Consider the following 17,637-nt stretch of genomic DNA (forward strand, 5'->3'; position numbering starts at 1 on the left):
CCCGATTGCAGGTGCAAATCGGCGGCGCCTTCTGGCGCCGCGCGTGGGGTCACATTGTCAGAGGTTGGGGGCTGGGGCGGGCAGCCGCTAGCGACTTACACCACCGATACGTTGACCAAGAAGAGCGATTACTTTTTCATGGACACATATCTAAATCTCAGAAATGAGCGGCGAAGGCAACTCGGGGGATTTATTGCGATGAAATTGTCTAGGATTTGCGCATTTCTATTTCTGATCGGCGTCGCGACCGCGACCACGTCAAACGCTGAAGAGGCCCATTTTACGGCCGACGCGCAAGTTGCACCTTCGAGGACTGTCAGCACATCCTCCGACACGGCCCGCGCGATCGAGCAGGTCGCAACGGAGATTGCGGCCGCTCGGGAAGCGCAAATTGACCGTTTTGAGAAAGAGCGAAATGAGCGGGAACGAAAGGGACTGTCAGCGCAAGAAAATGCGGTGGTGTGGGCTCGAAACAATTTTTGGGCGGTGATCGGACAAACTATCGTTGCGGCAATTGCACTTGGCTTTTTGATCACCGATTTGCGCCAAACGCGAGAGAGCAATGAACGTCAGCTCCGTGCGTATCTCTGCTTCGGCGACATTGAGGTCGCGACTGATGAGGGCGACTGGAGAATTGTGATCAAATGGATCAACGCGGGCCAGACGCCAGCATTCGAAGTCGATTGTTGGGCGAACTGGTCCATGTCGGATCAGCCGCTTGCTCCCAATTTCGATTTCCCACTCCAGCGTGGCGGAGCTGAAGAGGGCTCCGCAACTGTCGGCATTGGCTCACCCGTTTTTTGCATTGCTGACAGCCATTTGCCTCGCGACTATCTGGAACTTGTCGCTGACAAGGGAAAGTATCTCTATGTATGGGGGCGAGTGGAATATCTCGATGCCTTTAAACAAAAGCGATGGACGGAATTCGCCGCAAAAGCTGAAGTCGATAGGCTCCAAAATCAATCCTTCACCGAACGTTGGGTAGCGATCAATCGTCACAACCGGGGGATTTAGATTGGGGATTGCCAGCGGTTAGAAACATGTCGAGCTGGCGCGGATCGGGCTGACCTCTGCGCGGGACATAGGGTTCGACATCCTCGCCCTCGTCGGTCTTGTTGACCAGATAGCCGAGATAGCTGCGCGAGGTTTTCAGGATCGGCGCCGCTTCGGCGATCGTCATCCTCTTTTCACGGATTGCGGCGATGATGCCGCCACGGCGGGCTTCATTGAGCGCTGCACGGCCGACAGGGACCCACAGCTTGTTGCCGCCATAAATCCGCGACATGGTTGTCGCGCCTTCGTCGCCGATCACGGCAGCCATGCGGTTGTTGGCCGGGTTGCTGGGGATGTCGATCTGTTGCCCGCCCAGCGCGTCAACGACCAGAAGCGTCCGATGGGCGCCGATATGGGCGGCCATTTCGCGCATCTGTTCGGTCCATTTCGCAGTGACGCGAGCGTCCTGCGGGATCGGCAGTTCGTCGATCGTGCAGGGGCGGTTGAGTTTCATAGCCGCTGAACCTTGGCGAGGTGGGCGCGATATTTCTTGCCCAGTGCGCGGAGGCCCATGTCCAGTTCGGACGTGCTGAACGACCATTGCTTGACCGTCGGGCGGCCGATGCATTGGCCGATCCACGGATAGAGGGCGAAGCGTCCCATCAGTCCGGCCCGATCGAGCCGGATCGCGAGCTGCGACAGCACGGCGTGGCGATCGGCCTCGGCGGACGAAAAGGCGGTTCCCGCCGAAGTCGGCCCCGCTGTGCTGGCGACGCCCGCCAGCTCGTCGGCCGACCACCACATCACGCCTTCGCGTTCGAGCCATGATTTCAGCGCCTCGATCACCGATGCCGCCTTGGTGTGGTCGAGGAAGTTAATGTGCTGGATGTGTGTTTGGCGTTTTACAAAGGCATTCAAGGTGTCGTCACTGACGCTTTCGATCGCACCTATCCAGTAAAGCGACCACCATAGGGCGCGGATTTTGCCGACATGGGGACGCTGATTTGTCGGCCCCTTCCAGCCGCGGTTAAAATGGTCGCGGAGCTTCGTCAGCTCGGCGACGGTCATTTTCTTCATCGACGTCTTGCCAATGATGTGGGTCTGGATGCCGACGCGCTCGTCCTTGTCGATCTTCTGGCGTTTGCACGCGGCCATGATCGCGCGCATCAGCGCGTTTTCAGGGCTGATGGGCTTGGCGGCGCGACGGGGTGCGGAGCGCGCGGTCATGCCGATGCTCCCCAGATATAACGGGGCGTCCGATCGTAGCCGACGCCATGCCAGCCATCACGGCGGAAGCCGAGCGCGCGCAGTTGCCGTGACAGGGCAACGCCGCCGACTTCCTGACCGGCGTTGCTCAGCGCCAACTGGATGCGCGAAAGGGCGATTTCGGTTTGGCCGCGGACTATGCGCAGCACGGCTTGACGGAGGAGAAGATCGCTCATTGGTTCACCTCGCGCCGCGCCAACTCGGCTTGCAGCGCCGCCGTGGGAACATGAGCGAGGTCCGAGGTATTGAGCGTGAGGCCGCGCGTGGAGCGCGGACGGCGCACAAGGAGGCCCTGTCGGACAAGGCTATCAACGCGGCGGGCGACGTTCGATTTTGCCTTCAGGCCAAGATGATCAGCCATTTCGGTTAAGGTTGGCGCGCATCCGGTTTCGGCGACGCGCTGGCGAATAAAATCGAGAAGCTGTTTTTCGTGCGGTGTCATGAAATCACCTCAAGTTCTGCGATGTCAGAGGATGTGGCGGGAAGCGTGTTCCACAGCGGCAGTTCGGGTTCGATGGCCGGTTCCTGCAGCTCGCGACCGGCGATCGCGCGAGCGATGCCAAGTGCGACGTCCGACAACTGAAGAAACTCCCCGTCGGTTTCGCGGCGCGCTACTGCGCGACGGTGCGCAGCGAATATCGTTGAATGGTCCCGGCCGCCCAGATCGCCAGCAATCTGGGGATAAGACTTCCTCAGCACGTCGTGCGCGGCGAGCGCCGTTGCCTGTCGAAGCATGACCAGCCATTTTGAACGGCTGGGGCCGACCAGCGCCTCCGGCGTCACGTCGCCGACGATCGCAACCGCGCGCACGAGCTGGGGCATCCAGCGCGCGAAACGATCGATGCGGATGGTGACCATATCGGTCATTGCATCGTGGGCCATATTTCCGCCTCCGCGAGCGTTTCCGCCACCACTGGCGATACTTCGGACAGATGGTCAGCCAGCACCCCGGCGAATTCGTCGAGGACGGACTGGTGAAGCCGTGCGACCATGATCTGACCGCTGGCGCCATCGACGATCGCGACGCACAACTGGCCATCGACAACGGCCAAGCCGATACCGTCGCGGCACGGCGCGCCGGGGGGCGGGCTGGTCAGCACGGTGCTGGCCGGGACCGTCATGAAGCGACCGGCGCTCACGGTGCGACCGCCTGCGAAAGTGCCGCGACCGGCTGGCTGGAAATCTGGATCAGGAAATCAGCGATCTCGTCGGCGGGGTGGACGGAGCCGCCACCGCCAACCTTCATCGTTTCGAAGGACGGTTGATCGTCGTGGCTGGCCCACGCGGCGAGGGTCGCGGCGCCATCGGCGTGAGGCGCGATCGCGGCGGTCCAGCCGTTGGTGAAGCGCATCAGGATTTGCGCTTCGCCAACGACATTGCTCTGGACCCGGATCATGCCGGCACCTCGACGATGGCCGGCGCCGGAGTCGCGACGGTTTCAGGATCGGGTTCTTTCGGCGCCGCGCGGTCGATGAAGAATTCTTCGCGCTGCGAGACGGTCAGGCTGAGTTTTTCCGAAAGGATGCTCTGCTCGTGGAGAGCCGCTGCGTCGTCTAAGTCTTCGGGGTCGAGCTGCATCCGAAGCGTTTTGACGATCGCCGCCTTATCGAGCTTGTTGGTCGTGATCAGGAAGTCGCCACCGAGTGCGTCGAGCAGTTCCGAGACGATCTCGGCGACCGGCTTTCCCCTCGGGAGTTTCAGCGAAGGGGGCGTGGTCCGCTCCCCGATCAGCGCGCCCGCCAGTTCGATCGACTTGCGCCTGCCTTCGGTCAGCGCGGCACCTGCGACGCCCCACCAGGCGCGCAGCTCAAGGAACAAATCCTTGGCCTCGACTTCCAGCGGCGCGATCGCCTTGTCGCGGTCGGCCTCGATGGCGGTGATCGACGTGTCGGCGTCAGCCTTCAGGCGCTCGATCGCGCCGATCTTGCCCAAATAGGTTTCGAGCCGGGCGATTGCCTCGGCGGTTGTGGTCGGGGCTTTTTGGGGTGCAGATTTGCGGCGGCCCATGGGAATTCCTTTCAGACGAGCGATGCGAAGATGACGGCGGCGGCGAGGAAGCCGCCTGCGATGATTGCGGACGCAACCATGAGAAGCTGCGGCCAGAGCGGCGGCGGCGGTTCGGTGATCATGGTCATGGCGTCACTGCCATCACGCCCCAGACGAGCGCCCAGAGCAGCGGGAACAGCCACGCGACGGTGAGCAGCGCGGCGCGCCACTGCGCGCGCCGGGACACGACGGGAGGGCACATCAGGCGCCCCCTTCTTCGGCGGCCGGGCCGTCGAGGTTGTTGGGGCAGGTCGGACAGGTGCGCCGATGCACATGGTGGACCCGGTTGGTCGGCGGCGCCGATCGGCGCCGCGCGGTCATGCAACTGGACAGCGGGATCGAGCCCCACAGCGGGCAATCGACATCCTCGGCGCCCCATTCGGCGCGCACGAGCTTTTCGGCCTCCGCCATGTCGCCGGTATAGTTGTTGCGGATAATCCGGCTGACATAGGGGCTGGATTTGCCGATCCGGTCGGCCGCCGCGCGTTGGCTGGTCGCATCGGCTGCGCTCGCGAGCAGTCGGACCCAGCGAGGCATATCGTGACCCCACGCCACGCGGGCGCGGTCGAGGTTGTTCAGGTCGTCATTTTTATTAACGTTACCAGACATGGTTAACTTACCCCCCCATCCACGAAGGCTTCGGTGGAGCTGTCCAATCGCGACTGCGCACGATGGCGGCGGACCGGCAGGTCGATGATCGAGCTGTCGCGATGATCGGTGACGCGAAGGATCGGCTTCCCCGCCTCCACGATCCGCGTCCATGACGGGACGACGGGTCCCCATGGCCGAGCGGCGCCTGTGCTCCAGCCCGTCGCGGTGCGGCGCAGCCAGCCGCCGCGTTCCAAAATGCTGAGCATGTTGCGCGCAGCAGTCGGCTTCGCATTTGCGGCGATCAGCAGCATGGTCAGATCGAAATTGCGCAAGACGCGCATCGCCGACCAAAGGCGTTGACGCTGGGTGCGACGGGGCAAGGGATTGGCGCGCGCGGGCGCGGGCAACGCGGGGGGCGAGGCCATCGACAGACAACTCCGATCGAGGGAATAGCGGGGAGGCTTGCCGGGCTCGGTGACCACAAAGCGGGCACCGACCCAGCGGCCGAGCAAGGTTTCCAGCAGCTTGAGCGTCGCGCCGCGCGTGGGGCGGGCATCTTCGCAATGGCGGACTGCCCCGACGAGCAGGTCAAGTTCATCGACCGGCGCATCAGCGAAGCGCAGCTCGCTCCACAGCGCCTGCGCCGGATCGCGCAGACGATCGACGGGGCGCCACGGGCTGGCGGCGGCAAGCGCGGTCATGCGAACGCTCCGGGCCATTCGCCGGGGCCTTCGACGCAAGCGATCCTGTCAATCGTTTCGTCCAAAAGTCCGGCGCTCGTCCAGTTCGTCGGAGCAATCCAGCGACGGCCCTGCCGGTCGCTGCCGATCGCTGCCAACGAGGTTCCTCCGGCTTTCCAAAAGATGCGATAAAGACCGTGATAAACTTCGCGACTGTCGAAGCTGCTATCTGCGCGCCATTGCGCCAGAAGCGGTTCAGGCCATTTGCAATCGGGATGCAGTGCTGCTCCGTCTCGGCCAATGCTGAGATGTAGGGTACGCCCGCCCGCCTCTTTGAGGAGTCGCTTGGTTTCAATTGCGGAAACCGGAACGGCGCGAGGATGTCCGCTCATGCGCCCATGCTCCGGCGCGTCTGGATGTCGCCGTTGCTGACAGGACGCGGCCCCCACCATGCGCGGTCGATGCAATCAACGCCTTCGGTCGCAGCGGTGCGGGCGGCAGCGCGCAGGTTGTTGACGATACGACGAGTGACGCCCCGGCACCGCTGCGCGAAATGGATCGCCAAATCGTCGGCAATCACACCGGCCAACCCATAGTGGTTGCGCAACAGGAGCGCGTCGTCGGACGATGCGGGTTGGGCGGGCGTCGAGACAAGGATGCGGTTGTCGAACCGCTCCCATTCCTTGAGCTTGGTCGGCAGCGCCTCTTCGCCGATCATCAGGATCGCGATCGACGTGGCGTCGTGAATATCGCGGATGATCTCGACCATCTGCTTTTTCACCAGATGGTCCATTTCGTCGATGATCAGCGGACGCGGCGCGCGGTTCAGTTCGTCGATGATCTGGCGCAACAGCCGCGGTGCCGTGCGCTCGGGCTTGGAGATGCCCAATTCCTCGGCGATCGCTTCCAGCAGCGCGCGAACCGTCCAGAGGCTTTTCGCCTCGATATAGGTGGCACCGGTTTGGGCGGCGGCGAATGCGGCGGCGACGGTCTTGCCATAGCCGGAATTGCCATAGACGAGGCCCATGCGGGGCTGATCTTCCTCAGCCTCCGTGCATTCGACGATCGTTTGCAGCGTAAGCGCCATGTTGGCGAGCGGCGCATATCCCCTTCGGGGCACGTCGAGCGCCGGTGCCGGACGGGTCAAGAGGTCGGTCAAGGTCATTCTCCTTCGATCAGGCGGAAGTCTGGTTGGCGATGGGGGCGAGGTGTTCGGCGACCGCGCGCTGGGCGCGATATTCGCTGGTGGTCACGTAGAGCCGGGCGCGGCGCAGCTCGTCGGCCTCGACGGCTTCGCCGCCGTCGGCGCGGGCGATGATCGCGTCGGCTTCGCGCATCTTTTGCGCGGGCGATTTGGGCATCGGCAGAATGGTCGCGGGGGTGGAGCGCTCGCGCGTCGCTGGCTGCGGCGCGGCCGATCCGGCGCCTTCGGCGAGGGCTTCGATTGCGGCCGTCGAATGTGGCTGGGTCGGCTGGGGAAACTGGACAAGCTTGCCCGCTTCCTCGGCATCGCGGCGCAAGATGGCGTCGCGGGCTTTCTCGAAACTATAGTCCTTCGCCCGCTGTTTCAGGTCGGCGCGCTGATCGCTCATCCAGCGGGATTGCTGGGCGCGCGCTTCGGTCGCGAACTCGGCTTCCGACAGGCCAGAGCGTCCGGCGTTGACGGCAATGTCGATGAACAGGCCATCGGGCGAGAAGATGAGCAGTTCGCCCAATTCATCCTCGACGCGGCGGACGATGACCTGACGGCCCACCCATGCAGCGAGGCCGGTCGCCCAATAGCGTCCGCTCTGCCACTGGATGCCGCGTTTGCCGACGGTGCGCGGTCCGACGAGGGCGGACAGAGCCCTGCGCAACACATCGGCATTGGCTGGCGCGCGCGGAAGAACGGGCGTGGAGAGCCATTTGCGCATCGGAGACATGCGCAGCGAACTATGTTCGCGCTGGTGATAGACGCCATCGACCCACGCATCGAGCGCGGCCTGAAGGTCGGCAGCGGACATGCGCGCTTCGATCACGGGACGTCCGGTGTCCTTGCGCGCCTTTGCGCGCAGCTTCTGCGCCTCGGCAACGCTGTGGCCGATATAACCGTCGAACAGTTCGGCGCGAGCGCGGGTGAAGGTGCCGAACAGGCGTTCGATATGCGGTTTCTTGTCGCCCGACGCGGGCGGCAGGTCCCAATGTTCGATGTCGAGCAGTTCGCAGGCCGAGACGATCGCCTTGCCGACGAAGCCCGAGCCCTGATCGGTCATGATGGTTTCGGGCGTCACGGCCCAATGCTGGATCGCGCTGATCAGCAAACGGCGGATCGCTTGCCCGCTTTCAGACTCGGCGACGATGAACTTTGCGCGGCGAGACCAGCGGTCGATGACGCCAAGGATCATCTTGCGGCCATCCGTCGTCATCACGTCGGCCTTGGTCGCGTCCAGCTCCCAAATCTGATGCGCGCGGTCGGTGTTGGCATCGGCACGGCCGAGCGCGAGGCGATATTTGCCCTTGTAGGTGTCTGGGTCGCGGATCGACGCGATCACGACCGCCCGCTCCTCCTCCAGCCGCGATATGAAGCGCTGGAGTGAGCGAAGCGACGGCAGCGTGAAAAAGTCGGCCTGCAGCAACTCCATCACGGCGGGCGCCGACAAGGCGCGCTCCGAAACGTAGAGTTCAACCGCAGCAGCGGCGTTCGGATTGAGGGTGAAATAGTCGGTCCCGCGCGGGCGCCCCATGGGAGCGGGCGTCAAGACATCTACGCGATGCTGACGGAGCGCTGCCTGTGCGTCAGCGGGAAGATCGCTCACGCGATAGAGGCGACCGCCGCCCTGTCCGAGTCGTTCGATATGGGTCCAACCCGCAGCTTTCGCGCGGCGAACCATGGCACTGTGCGACGTGGGTAGGCCCGGAAGGTTTGCGGCAGCGAGTTCGCTAGCTGACGCGAAACCGGGCAGTTTGGCGGTCACTGTGCCGTCCTGAGACGGTGTCAAATCCGAACAAATGGGGGACGTTGGCGCGCTGGCGCCTTTGTGATAGGTCCGCGTCATGCGGCCACCTGTGATGTCAGGCGGGCGACCCGGTAGCGAATGCGCTGACCGTTTGCGTTGTAACGAGAAGGCCAAATCAGGTGCGGTTTCACCCCGATAAAGTCGGCAATCAGCAAATCGACGCGCTCAGAGGCTCGTCGCTCAATGGCTGCGCTGACGGTTTGTTTCGACACGTTCGCTTGCGCCGCCAAATCGGCGAGCGTGGCGCCCTGTTTGCGGATGGCTGCCTTGATATCCTCAGGGTGCCAGTCAGTTTGAAGGTCTGTTTGCATGACGACTTGTCAGTATGACCGGTAACATGTCAGGTCAACCGAAAAATGAACGTGCGCGAGTTGTTGGCTGGACGAAGCACGCCGCCGAGCGATTGAAGAGCGCGGTAAAGTCATTTGGGACTGTCGGGTCGGTGGCCGAACTGGTGGGGATCAAGCGTCAATCGCTGAGCGAAATCCTGAACGGCAACGCCACTCCAACTGTCGGAAACTTTGAGAGATTGTGCGAGCTTGTGCGGGTAAAGCCGACATGGGTTCTTGAGGTTGATGAGGAAGAGCCGGACACGTCAGACGATGTCATTGACGACGGCGGTGTCGTCGCGATCCAGGAGCTGGATCTAGCGCTTGGGTTGGGTGCGACCTTCATTGACGATGGTCATGTCAGGAAGACTGTCCGGTATTTTGCGCTGGATTGGTTGCGGAACTATACGAAGGCCAGTCCCGACAAGCTGTTTTTTGCGCCGGGGCTTGGCAATTCGATGTCGCCGACAATCGACGATGGCGACGTCATGTTGATCGATACGTCAGATAAGACGCCCCGGTTCGCAGGCCTGATCTGGGCGTGCACGGTGGGCGGCATGGGAATGGTGAAGCGGATTAGGCCTAAGCCGGACGGGGCCATTCTGCTGGGCAGCGACAATGCGAATGTTCCGGATGACGAGGTTCACGACGGGGAGATTGATATCCTCGGTCGTGTCGTTGCTGTGATCAAACGGGTTTAGGGGAGGTAAATGAGGAAGCTGATCATTTTGGCGGGGATGGTGGGTTCCGCTCTCGCGGCGCCGGCCCTTGCTGCGCCCACCTATCTGAAGTGCAATATTCCGAGCAATGGCAAGGATTGGTTCCTCAGCTTTGTTCTCGACGAGGGCTTGGCTCGCGCGGCGGTTATCGTCGCAGCGACAGGTTACACCAGTCAGGGGCCTGCCGTATTTTCCAAGGATCAGGTGCTGATCCGGCAGCGCACCATTGAGTACGAAATAAGCCGTGTTGACTTGACCGTGACGCGGAGGGTGTCAGTTCCGAAGATGGTGGATGCCGGGACATGCACAGTCGAGCCGCCGCCCAAGCGGGCCTTTTGATCGGGGCCGCGCACTGATGCGGCGGCGATTGCTCCTGGTCGAGTTCGGGGCGTTGCTCGTCCTGTCGATCGTCAGCGCCGCGATCGGCCTTTGGGGGCTGTTCTCCCCCTGAGCAGGATAGCTGAAATTTTGCCCGTAGAGCCGCCTCCAGCGGCTGCGCGCAAGGCAACCCCATAATTTCCCATCGAACCCGCTGTGCAGCGTGCACAGGGCAGAATTTGAGCGGTCCGGTTCCCGGTCCCGCCTGCGCGGCGCTGCCAGCATGGACAAATGAGAACAAAAGTGGAACAATCGGGCAAGCGAGTCGGAATACAGGATTTCCCCCATGCCCCATGCTCTTGCCCTTCTGGATGACCAACCTGACCTTTTCGTCGGCACGGCCGAGGAGCTGCTAACCGAGATCGACCAGCACGGCGGCGGCGCGCGCCCTCGCTATCCCGCGCCGCCGACCGACGCGGACGTCGACGAGGATGCGGCTGGGGATTTCTCCCCGGTGAAGGTCGCCGAGCGGCTGCGCGTGTTGGAGCGCGAACACGGCATCGTGCAGATACGGCGAGTTTCGCTGAACCAGCTCGCGAAGCAGCTCCTATGAGCCGGCGCAAGGGCGAGCGGCCGATCGTCAAAGAGGTTCGCGCCTATTCGGCCGATCATCCCGTCGCGAGGTGGATTGCCAATGGCAATGGCTGGTTCGATGCTTGGGTCGGGCAGATGTGCACGCCCTATGCCGTGCTGACCAAAAAGACGGGGATTGCGGGCGAGCGCCTGTTCGAGCTGTCGTTTGGCGAGCCGCCGACGCTGGCCGAAATCGACGCGCTGGCCAAGGTCTGGTTTGTGCCGCCCGAGGGGCTGATTTCATCGATCGCCGAAGCGAGCGCTTGCCAGCCGCTCTTCGCTGCGGCTAAGTCATAGGCGTGAACTGACCCGGACAGCCGCTAGCGGCTGCCGGTCATAGTCAGCCCCCCGGCTTAGGTGTGGGGCATGACAAACGCAGCCGCCCCCGCCGAGAACATCGACCCGATCCGGATATTCCGGAAAGGCACTTTCACGTCGGTTGAAGGTGAGAAGCTGACGTTCGGCGAGACCGAGCTTGCCGATATCGTTGCGAGCTACAATGCCGCGAAAGACCCGGCACCGCTGGTCGTTGGACATCCCAAGCTGGATCATCCCGCCTATGGCTGGGTCGATCGCATGGACGTCCAGGGCGACGAAATCTTCGCTTATCCCGATCCCGAGCTGACCGATGCGAGCTTCGCCGAGATGGTGAATGCCGGGCGCTATCGCAAGATTTCGGCGCAGCTCTACCCGCCCGACAGTCCCAACAATCCGGCGCCGGGCCGATATTATCTGAAGCATATCGGCTTTCTCGGCGCGCATCCGCCCTCGGTCAAAGGACTGGGGACGGTGAGTCTTGCCGACGGCGACGCCGGCCCCCTCGTCACCATCGAACAGGAGAATATGATGTCGGACATCGACGACAAGGATCGGGCGGCCAGCTTCGCCGAGCGTGAAAAGACGCTCGGCGATCGCGAAGCCGCCGTTGCAACCCGTGAAAAGGAGCTTGCGGACAAGGCCGCGGCCGACCGGCATGCCGCCAACGTCAGTTTTGCGGAAGACATTTTCGCCGAGGCCAAGATCAAGCCCGAAGGCAAGGATTTGCTCGTCGGCGTGCTCGATGCGCTGGGCAGCGAAGATACGGTCAGCTTTGGCGAAGGCGTCGAGCTGACCCCGCGCGCCGCGCTGATCAAGATTTTCGACAAGGCCCAGCCGCTCGTCAGCCTGGGCGAAGTTGCGGCCGACGATGGCAAGCCGATCGGCGCGGCCGATCCGGCCGACATCGCTGCCGAGGCTGCTTCGTTCGCGGAAGCCGAGGCAAAAGCCGGGCGCCCGATTTCGACAGCGCGCGCCGTTCGACACGTCACCAACAAGCAGAAGGGAGCTTAATCCGATGGTTGGCCTCAGCACCACATTGACCAAAAACCTGAAAGCCGAAGCCGCCGTCCCGCGTCGTCGTTTCGTGAAATTTGGCGCCGCCGATACCGCCGCACTGGCTGCCACCGTAGGGGCGCCGATCATCGGCGTGTCGTCGGAGATTGATGCGGCGATCAATGAACCCTGCGACGTTCATTTGGCCGGGCTTCCCGAAATTGAATATGGCGGCCCGGTTGCGCGCGGCGACCTTTTGACTTCGGACGCCCAAGGGCGCGCGATCACTGCCGCCCCCGCTGCCGGCGCCAACGTCAATACGGGCGGTCAAGCCATGGTTTCCGGTGTCCTGGGCGACATCGGCGTCGTCAACTTCTTCCCCGGCCGCATTCAGGGCTGATCACTGCCCGGCGCTGCGGCGCCGGGCTCCCCCATTTTTTATGTGAGGAATTTCCATGTCGTTGTCCGCCTATCCCATCGATCCGCATCTGGCCGCGATCGCCATCGCTTACAAGAACGCCAAGTATATCGCTGACGACGTGTTGCCGCGCGTTCGCGTCGGGAAACAGGAATTCAAGTTCATGCGGTATGGCGTGGACCAGTTTTTCAACATTCCCGAAACCCGTGTCGGCCGAAAGTCGAAGCCCAACGAAGTCAATCTTGAGGGCACGGAAGTCACCGACAGCACCGAGGATTTCGGGCTTGATGGCGGCGTGCCACAGGCCGACATGGACAATGCCGACGAGCGTTACGACCCGCTCGGCAACGAAGTCGAATTTCTTCAGGAACTGATCGCGCTCGATCGTGAGGCCCGTGCCTCCGGCCTTGTCTTCAACAACGCGACTTATGACCCCGGCCTTCGCGAGACGCTGGGGGCGGGATCGCAGTTCAGCGATCCTGCCAGTTCGCCGATCGCGAAGGTCAACGCCGCGCTCGATCTGCCTCTGGTGCGGCCGAACCAGATGGTGTTCGGGCAGGAAGGCTGGACGAAGTTCCGAACGCACCCCGAGATTGTCGAGGCCTGTCTCGGCACAGGCGCCAAGAAGGGCAACGCTACCCGGCAGGCGGTGGCCGAACTGTTCGAGGTCGACGAAGTCATCGTTGGTGCCGCACGTGGCAACTCGGTCAAGCGTGGGCAGGCTCCGGTCCTCTACCGCCTGTGGGGCAAGCATCTGGCCTTGGTCCACAAGGCGCCCGTGCCGGAAGCCAAGGGTGCGTTGCAATTCGGAGCGTCCTTCCAGTGGGGCGATCGCATCGCCGCGCAGTGGGCCGACAAGAACATGGGCATGCGCGGCGGCACCGCGTGCCGAACCGGCGAAAGCCTGAAGGAGCGCATCGTCGCCAATCAGGCCGGCTACTTCTTCCAGAACGCCTTCGCCTGATCCGGTTCGGGCGCCGCCACCTTCGCGGCGCCCGCCGTTTCCTGACATTATTGGAGAGTTTCGATGGGTAAATTTCTGGTCTGCGACCGCTTGGGCTTTGATGGCGAGGATTATTCCGCCGGCGATCCGATCGAAATTGAGGATATGCGCGCCGCTCAGTCCCTCAAGGACATTCAGGTCATTGTGGACGGCGACGTGGGAATGCGAATTGCCACTGTCCCGCCGGTCGGCGTCGTCGTTCACGGCGACCTGCGCTTCGGCTTTGTGTTTCGATACATCGGCCCGGCCGAGATCGACGAAGGTCAGTTGCTCGATATCCTGAAGGACCCGGCGCTGAATGTCGAAGTGGCGGTCGATGGCGATCCTTTTGAAGGCTGGACCTCCTTTCCTCATCGCGACGAGGCCATCGCCGCGCTTCAGGAACATATCGATTATGACCTGGCGAACGGGCGCGCCCATGATTTGGTGGGCGCGCCGCGATTGCCCCCGGAAGAGCCCGAGGATGAGCCGCAGTCGGTCGAGCAGTTGATCAAGCTGGGCAAGGCCAAGCTCGTTGCCCTCGCCAAAACCGAAGAGATCGCGACGCCCGACAATGCGACCATACCCGTTATCGCGGCGGCGATCTTCGACGCGCGCGCTGCAAAAGCTGCCGCTGCTGATAGCGGCCAAGCATAATGCGGGGCTGGGGTGTGATGATCGCAGCGGCCGCCTGCTCGATGATTGCAGCGGCACCGGCCGTAGTGATCGAGCGTGATCGCGCCGTCTTGTCGCCGGTATCGGCGGCGCTCCAGTCCCTTCGGGGTAAATGGCGGGTGGGGCCCAATCGCGGCACGTCGCGTTACCGAAGCCGGCGCGTTGCCGCGCGCCCTCGCAAACGGTCCAACCGCATTCATATCAGCCGGCGCGTTCGTCGCCGGCATCGGCGGGCGGCATGATCGCGCTGTCGTCGCAGATCGCTGGCGTCGTGATGCTCGCCGGCATCATCCTTATGGCGCTGCCCGTCATCCGGGCGGCGCCGTGGGGCTACACTCCGCTCTTCGAAGCCGGGCTGGTCATCTTCCTGATCGGCGCTGCCGTCGCGCTGCTGGGCGCGATCGGCTGGCTGATCGCGATCGCCTTCGCCGCGACGCTTCCTTCCTATCCGCTGACCGGAGCTTGAAGCCGTGTTGCAGGTCATCTTCATCATCTATGCAGTCGGGCTGATTTGCGGGATTGGCCTGCTGGCTCTCGCCTCGTTCGTCGAACCGACCTCGCGCGCAAGGCGCGAGCTTTGGACGCTGGGTCTGCTTGGCGTCCTGTTGTGGCCCATAGGTCAGGTGCACGCGATCGTGCGTCACCGCGCGGCGCTCAAGCGCCTTGCACGGTCGGTGAAAGCCCAATGAAACTCATCGTCAAACAGCCTGCCGAAGTCCGGCTCCTGCCTATGGAGTTCAGCGGCGTCGCCACGATCAGCGCACTGGTCGGCATCGATGTCGAGGCACGCGGGCTGGTTGGCGGTGCGCAGCCGGTGGTCGCCGATAGCCAGATTTTCGCCGGGGCGCTGACGTTGAGCATCGAGGGCGGCACCGATGGCGAGCGCTATCTGGTCACCGTCACGGTTGACGACGCATCCGGCGCGCGGGCGCAGGAAGAGGTGGAAGTCGCCGTCCTCGATCTGAAATGGGCGATGCCGAACGGCGGCGCGCCGATGCTGTCGATCGAGGAATTTGTAGGCCGCTTCGGCCTGACCGAAACCATCCGTATGACCGACGAGCTGGGCGACGGCCGCATCGGCAAGGATTTGCTCGTCGGTGCGCTGACCGCTGCCCAGGCGATCGTCGAGGGCGCGATCGGCGCGCGATACACGTTGCCGCTCGGCGACGTGCCGCAGCTCGTGAAGGTGTGGATCGGTGACATCGCCCGTGCCCGCCTTTATCCCACGGGTGCGCCCGACGGCATCGACGCCCCTGCGAAAGCCGCCATGCGCGCGCTAGAGCGGATCGAAGATGGCAAGTCGAGCCTGCCCGGCGCGCCGGCCGCGCCGCCGAGCGAGGATGGTGGCGTGTCCTTTCATTCGGGCGGTCGCGCCTATCCCGGTGGCCTGACGAGGTACGGCTGGTGAGCGGTGGCCTGATCCTCGATATCGAGTCGATCGACACGCTTGCCCCGACTCTGCGTCGCGTGCGGGAAGCCGCGATGGACCTGACCGAACCGATGGCCGATCTTTCCGGTGAGTTCCTGTCTGACCATCTCGATCGGTTCAACGCGCAGCGCGATCCCGATGGCGTTCCGTGGAAGCCATCGCAGGAAGCGATGGACGAAGGGCGTCCGACTTTGCGCAAGAGCGGCGACCTGTTCAACGCGCTCGAGCGCGACAGCGGCGCCGACTTCGCGGCGGTCGGTGTCTATGAAACGGGTGGGCCGGCTGTTTATGCCTGGGCGCATCAGAAGGGTGCAACGATCCGTCCCCGCAATGGCAAAGCGCTGAAAACGCCGCACGGTCCGCGCGCTAGCGTAACCCTACCCCGGCGCTCGTTCGTCGGCTTTACCGACGAAAATATCGAGCTGACCGACCGCGTGCTGATCCAGCATCTTGAACGCGCCTGGTCGGGCGGGGGTGCGGCATGATTGCTGCGCAGCCGATCGTTGATCGCATGACGGAGAAGGGCTTTTCGAAAGTCGAAGGCGTTCTGGAATGGGCCGGCCTGAAAGGCGCTCCCGCCTTCAGTCCGGCGCATTTCGTCATTCCGGCCCGCGATGCGGCCGGGGCCAATCAGATGATCGGTATTCACGATCAGCATGTCGAGGCCCGCTTTCGCGTCATCATCGTGCTCAAGCCATCCGCTCGCGTTGTGGGCAATCCCTCGCGCGAGCTGGAGCTTGAGGAGCGCAAGGTCATCGACGCGCTCGCGGCGTGGAAACATCCCGATGCGACGGGGGCAACCGAATATGTCGGGGGCCAGCTCATAGCCGCTGACGGCTGGGGGGTCGCATGGGCCGTAGATTTTAAGACCGCATGGAGACTTAGGAAAGGAACTAGCTGATGTCGGATGGTGACACCGATACCGCACTTCAGTCAACCGCCACATTGACCGGCGGCGCAGAAATCGAAGCGCCGCAAAGTGATGCCGAGCGGCCCACGCGGCCGCGCAAAGGCAAGCCGGCCGAGCCGGTGACGACTCAGGCCGAACCGACCGCACCGCGCCCGCGCGATCCCGCAACCGGGCTGGAACTGGATGAATATGGCCTGCCGACTTCCGGCCCCGCGCGCCGCCAGTGGCTCGCCGAAGCGGGCATCGACGATCCCGCGCTGACCGCCAGCGAAGCAGAAACGGAGAACCCCGATGGTTGATGACGTCAAAGTCCTGGCGGTGAAGAAAGAGGTCACCTACGGCGTCGATGCGGCGCCAACTCTTGCGGCCAATGCGGTGGTCACGAAGGGTTTCAGCGCGACCCCGCTGGCCGCCGATCCGCTCGACCGCAATCTGGATCGTGGGACGTTCGGCTTTGCGCCGACCGCTTCGACGAACAAGCGGCAGTTGGTAAGCTATCAGCTTGAGGTCGCCGGTTCGGGCGATCCGGGCGTCGCCGCGCCGTTCATGGAATTTCTGGAAGGATGCGGCATGGCTGCACCTGTCCTTGTGCCTGACGCCAGCGCGACGCAGCGCATGGCGCCTGCGAACGTGCCCCAGTCGTCGCTCACCCAATATCACTGGATTGGAGACCAGCATCGCAAGGGCCTTGGTTCGCGCGGCTCATTCACCATGGATTTCACGGCCGGCGCCTATCCCTTCATTGGGCTGAGCTATACCCTGCTGTTGCCGAAGGTGTTGCCCCGCGCCGTGAATGTCCCCGGCGTCGCGAACTTCGACCGGTGGATCGCGCCAGTCGAGGTCAACAGCGACAACACATTGCTGATGCTCGACAATTTCGCGTGCATCACACAGCAGTTCACGCTTGAGGCTGGTGTCGGCATCACGCTGCGCAACCTGATCGGCGCCCGCTACGTCAATCGCGGCGATCATGGGATTACCGCCCGTCTGGTCGTCGAAGCGCCGTCTATGGCGGTCAAGGATTATCTCGCGTCGCTCGACGACTCGTCGATCATTCCCTTTGTCCTCACCCATGGCGTTGATGCGGGCAATATCATCGAAGTCAGTTGCGCCTATGCGCAGATCACCGCGATCAACGAAAGCTATGACGCCGCGGCCCGCAAGCTGATGTGGAACATCGACCTGCGGTTCAACACCGACGCGGGTCAGGACGATCTGACCATCACCGCAAGCTGACACCCGAGGGCGTTGAAGGCCTGCGGCTGCCGTTCGGGGCGGCGGGGTCCGAGCCAAGGTCATGCCGGAGCGAGCGGGGGGATAGTATTTCGCCCTCGTTCAGGG

General features: G+C 63.2%; 29 protein-coding genes. 16 read left to right on the forward strand and 13 right to left on the reverse strand.

Annotation, left to right across the window (positions count from 1 at the left end; genetic code table 11):
* The first annotated feature begins 111 nt into the window (after positions 1 to 111).
* Positions 112 to 1,014, forward strand: coding sequence for a hypothetical protein (locus AC1RRJ_RS18820; protein ID WP_493125507.1), 903 nt, complete (start codon positions 112 to 114; stop codon positions 1,012 to 1,014).
* Here AC1RRJ_RS18820 and AC1RRJ_RS18825 read toward each other — a convergent pair.
* From AC1RRJ_RS18825 to AC1RRJ_RS18885, 13 genes are all read right to left on the reverse strand, one after another.
* Positions 989 to 1,507 (reverse strand): hypothetical protein, encoded by a 519-nt coding sequence (locus AC1RRJ_RS18825; protein WP_493125509.1) that lies wholly within the window; start codon positions 1,505 to 1,507, stop codon positions 989 to 991. The genes AC1RRJ_RS18820 and AC1RRJ_RS18825 overlap by 26 nt on opposite strands.
* A complete protein-coding gene (locus tag AC1RRJ_RS18830; RefSeq protein WP_493125511.1) occupies positions 1,504 to 2,220 on the reverse strand; it encodes a regulatory protein GemA in 717 nt (238 codons plus the stop codon). Before AC1RRJ_RS18830 ends, AC1RRJ_RS18825 begins: the two co-directional genes overlap by 4 nt.
* Positions 2,217 to 2,435 (reverse strand): hypothetical protein, encoded by a 219-nt coding sequence (locus AC1RRJ_RS18835; protein ID WP_493125513.1) that lies wholly within the window; start codon positions 2,433 to 2,435, stop codon positions 2,217 to 2,219. Before AC1RRJ_RS18835 ends, AC1RRJ_RS18830 begins: the two co-directional genes overlap by 4 nt.
* A complete protein-coding gene (locus AC1RRJ_RS18840; RefSeq protein WP_493125515.1) occupies positions 2,432 to 2,701 on the reverse strand; it encodes a LexA family protein in 270 nt (89 codons plus the stop codon). Before AC1RRJ_RS18840 ends, AC1RRJ_RS18835 begins: the two co-directional genes overlap by 4 nt.
* Positions 2,698 to 3,126, reverse strand: a complete 429-nt coding sequence (locus AC1RRJ_RS18845) for a helix-turn-helix domain-containing protein (RefSeq protein WP_493125517.1) — start codon at positions 3,124 to 3,126, stop codon at positions 2,698 to 2,700. Before AC1RRJ_RS18845 ends, AC1RRJ_RS18840 begins: the two co-directional genes overlap by 4 nt.
* Positions 3,123 to 3,398, reverse strand: coding sequence for a hypothetical protein (locus AC1RRJ_RS18850; protein ID WP_493125519.1), 276 nt, complete (start codon positions 3,396 to 3,398; stop codon positions 3,123 to 3,125). Before AC1RRJ_RS18850 ends, AC1RRJ_RS18845 begins: the two co-directional genes overlap by 4 nt.
* Positions 3,395 to 3,655 (reverse strand): hypothetical protein, encoded by a 261-nt coding sequence (locus AC1RRJ_RS18855; protein WP_493125521.1) that lies wholly within the window; start codon positions 3,653 to 3,655, stop codon positions 3,395 to 3,397. Before AC1RRJ_RS18855 ends, AC1RRJ_RS18850 begins: the two co-directional genes overlap by 4 nt.
* On the reverse strand, positions 3,652 to 4,266 hold the full coding sequence (locus AC1RRJ_RS18860; protein ID WP_493125523.1) for a host-nuclease inhibitor Gam family protein: 615 nt from the start codon (positions 4,264 to 4,266) through the stop codon (positions 3,652 to 3,654). The genes AC1RRJ_RS18855 and AC1RRJ_RS18860 overlap by 4 nt, the downstream gene beginning before the upstream one ends.
* Before the next feature lie 240 nt (positions 4,267 to 4,506).
* Positions 4,507 to 4,914: a helix-turn-helix domain-containing protein gene (locus AC1RRJ_RS18865; RefSeq protein WP_493125525.1), complete on the reverse strand. Its 408-nt coding sequence runs from the start codon at positions 4,912 to 4,914 to the stop codon at positions 4,507 to 4,509.
* Positions 4,915 to 4,916: 2 nt separating this feature from the next.
* Positions 4,917 to 5,597 (reverse strand): hypothetical protein, encoded by a 681-nt coding sequence (locus AC1RRJ_RS18870; RefSeq protein WP_493125527.1) that lies wholly within the window; start codon positions 5,595 to 5,597, stop codon positions 4,917 to 4,919.
* Between the two features lie 367 nt (positions 5,598 to 5,964).
* The gene (locus AC1RRJ_RS18875; RefSeq protein WP_493125529.1) at positions 5,965 to 6,735 is read right to left on the reverse strand and encodes an AAA family ATPase; all 771 of its coding nucleotides are present in this window, start codon (positions 6,733 to 6,735) and stop codon (positions 5,965 to 5,967) included.
* A 16-nt stretch (positions 6,736 to 6,751) separates the two neighbouring features.
* Complete coding sequence (locus tag AC1RRJ_RS18880; protein ID WP_493125531.1) at positions 6,752 to 8,530, reverse strand: DDE-type integrase/transposase/recombinase; 1,779 nt, start codon at positions 8,528 to 8,530, stop codon at positions 6,752 to 6,754.
* Positions 8,531 to 8,607: 77 nt separating this feature from the next.
* Positions 8,608 to 8,883 (reverse strand): helix-turn-helix domain-containing protein, encoded by a 276-nt coding sequence (locus AC1RRJ_RS18885; RefSeq protein WP_493125533.1) that lies wholly within the window; start codon positions 8,881 to 8,883, stop codon positions 8,608 to 8,610.
* 14 nt (positions 8,884 to 8,897) lie between these two features.
* Here AC1RRJ_RS18885 and AC1RRJ_RS18890 point away from each other — a divergent pair, with 14 nt between their 5' ends.
* The 15 genes from AC1RRJ_RS18890 (at position 8,898) to AC1RRJ_RS18960 (ending at position 17,532) form a co-directional block, all read left to right on the forward strand.
* Positions 8,898 to 9,602, forward strand: coding sequence for a LexA family transcriptional regulator (locus tag AC1RRJ_RS18890; protein WP_493125535.1), 705 nt, complete (start codon positions 8,898 to 8,900; stop codon positions 9,600 to 9,602).
* A 9-nt stretch (positions 9,603 to 9,611) separates the two neighbouring features.
* Complete coding sequence (locus AC1RRJ_RS18895; RefSeq protein ID WP_493125537.1) at positions 9,612 to 9,959, forward strand: hypothetical protein; 348 nt, start codon at positions 9,612 to 9,614, stop codon at positions 9,957 to 9,959.
* 325 nt (positions 9,960 to 10,284) lie between these two features.
* On the forward strand, positions 10,285 to 10,551 hold the full coding sequence (locus AC1RRJ_RS18900) for a hypothetical protein (RefSeq protein WP_493125539.1): 267 nt from the start codon (positions 10,285 to 10,287) through the stop codon (positions 10,549 to 10,551).
* The gene (locus AC1RRJ_RS18905) at positions 10,548 to 10,868 is read left to right on the forward strand and encodes a hypothetical protein (protein ID WP_493125541.1); all 321 of its coding nucleotides are present in this window, start codon (positions 10,548 to 10,550) and stop codon (positions 10,866 to 10,868) included. Before AC1RRJ_RS18900 ends, AC1RRJ_RS18905 begins: the two co-directional genes overlap by 4 nt.
* A 69-nt stretch (positions 10,869 to 10,937) precedes the next feature.
* Complete coding sequence (locus AC1RRJ_RS18910) at positions 10,938 to 11,900, forward strand: phage protease (RefSeq protein ID WP_493125543.1); 963 nt, start codon at positions 10,938 to 10,940, stop codon at positions 11,898 to 11,900.
* A gap of 4 nt (positions 11,901 to 11,904) precedes the next feature.
* The gene (locus AC1RRJ_RS18915) at positions 11,905 to 12,282 is read left to right on the forward strand and encodes a capsid cement protein (protein ID WP_493125545.1); all 378 of its coding nucleotides are present in this window, start codon (positions 11,905 to 11,907) and stop codon (positions 12,280 to 12,282) included.
* A gap of 55 nt (positions 12,283 to 12,337) precedes the next feature.
* Positions 12,338 to 13,264 (forward strand): capsid protein, encoded by a 927-nt coding sequence (locus AC1RRJ_RS18920; RefSeq protein WP_493125547.1) that lies wholly within the window; start codon positions 12,338 to 12,340, stop codon positions 13,262 to 13,264.
* 144 nt (positions 13,265 to 13,408) lie between these two features.
* Positions 13,409 to 13,939: a hypothetical protein gene (locus AC1RRJ_RS18925; protein WP_493125549.1), complete on the forward strand. Its 531-nt coding sequence runs from the start codon at positions 13,409 to 13,411 to the stop codon at positions 13,937 to 13,939.
* Positions 13,940 to 14,195: 256 nt separating this feature from the next.
* Positions 14,196 to 14,423, forward strand: a complete 228-nt coding sequence (locus AC1RRJ_RS18930) for a hypothetical protein (protein ID WP_493125551.1) — start codon at positions 14,196 to 14,198, stop codon at positions 14,421 to 14,423.
* Between the two features lie 4 nt (positions 14,424 to 14,427).
* On the forward strand, positions 14,428 to 14,646 hold the full coding sequence (locus AC1RRJ_RS18935; RefSeq protein WP_493125553.1) for a hypothetical protein: 219 nt from the start codon (positions 14,428 to 14,430) through the stop codon (positions 14,644 to 14,646).
* Positions 14,643 to 15,365 (forward strand): phage protein Gp36 family protein, encoded by a 723-nt coding sequence (locus AC1RRJ_RS18940; RefSeq protein WP_493125555.1) that lies wholly within the window; start codon positions 14,643 to 14,645, stop codon positions 15,363 to 15,365. The genes AC1RRJ_RS18935 and AC1RRJ_RS18940 overlap by 4 nt, the downstream gene beginning before the upstream one ends.
* Positions 15,362 to 15,871 carry a phage virion morphogenesis family protein gene (locus tag AC1RRJ_RS18945; protein WP_493125557.1) on the forward strand — a complete coding sequence of 170 codons (510 nt, stop codon included), beginning with the start codon at positions 15,362 to 15,364 and terminating at the stop codon, positions 15,869 to 15,871. The genes AC1RRJ_RS18940 and AC1RRJ_RS18945 overlap by 4 nt, the downstream gene beginning before the upstream one ends.
* A complete protein-coding gene (locus AC1RRJ_RS18950; RefSeq protein ID WP_493125559.1) occupies positions 15,868 to 16,287 on the forward strand; it encodes a phage tail terminator protein in 420 nt (139 codons plus the stop codon). Before AC1RRJ_RS18945 ends, AC1RRJ_RS18950 begins: the two co-directional genes overlap by 4 nt.
* Complete coding sequence (locus tag AC1RRJ_RS18955; protein ID WP_493125561.1) at positions 16,287 to 16,595, forward strand: hypothetical protein; 309 nt, start codon at positions 16,287 to 16,289, stop codon at positions 16,593 to 16,595. The genes AC1RRJ_RS18950 and AC1RRJ_RS18955 overlap by 1 nt, the downstream gene beginning before the upstream one ends.
* On the forward strand, positions 16,588 to 17,532 hold the full coding sequence (locus AC1RRJ_RS18960; protein WP_493125563.1) for a phage tail tube protein: 945 nt from the start codon (positions 16,588 to 16,590) through the stop codon (positions 17,530 to 17,532). The genes AC1RRJ_RS18955 and AC1RRJ_RS18960 overlap by 8 nt, the downstream gene beginning before the upstream one ends.
* Positions 17,533 to 17,637 lie beyond the last annotated feature (105 nt).

The sequence above is a fragment of the Sphingopyxis sp. GW821-FHT12C06 genome, assembly GCF_058807415.1.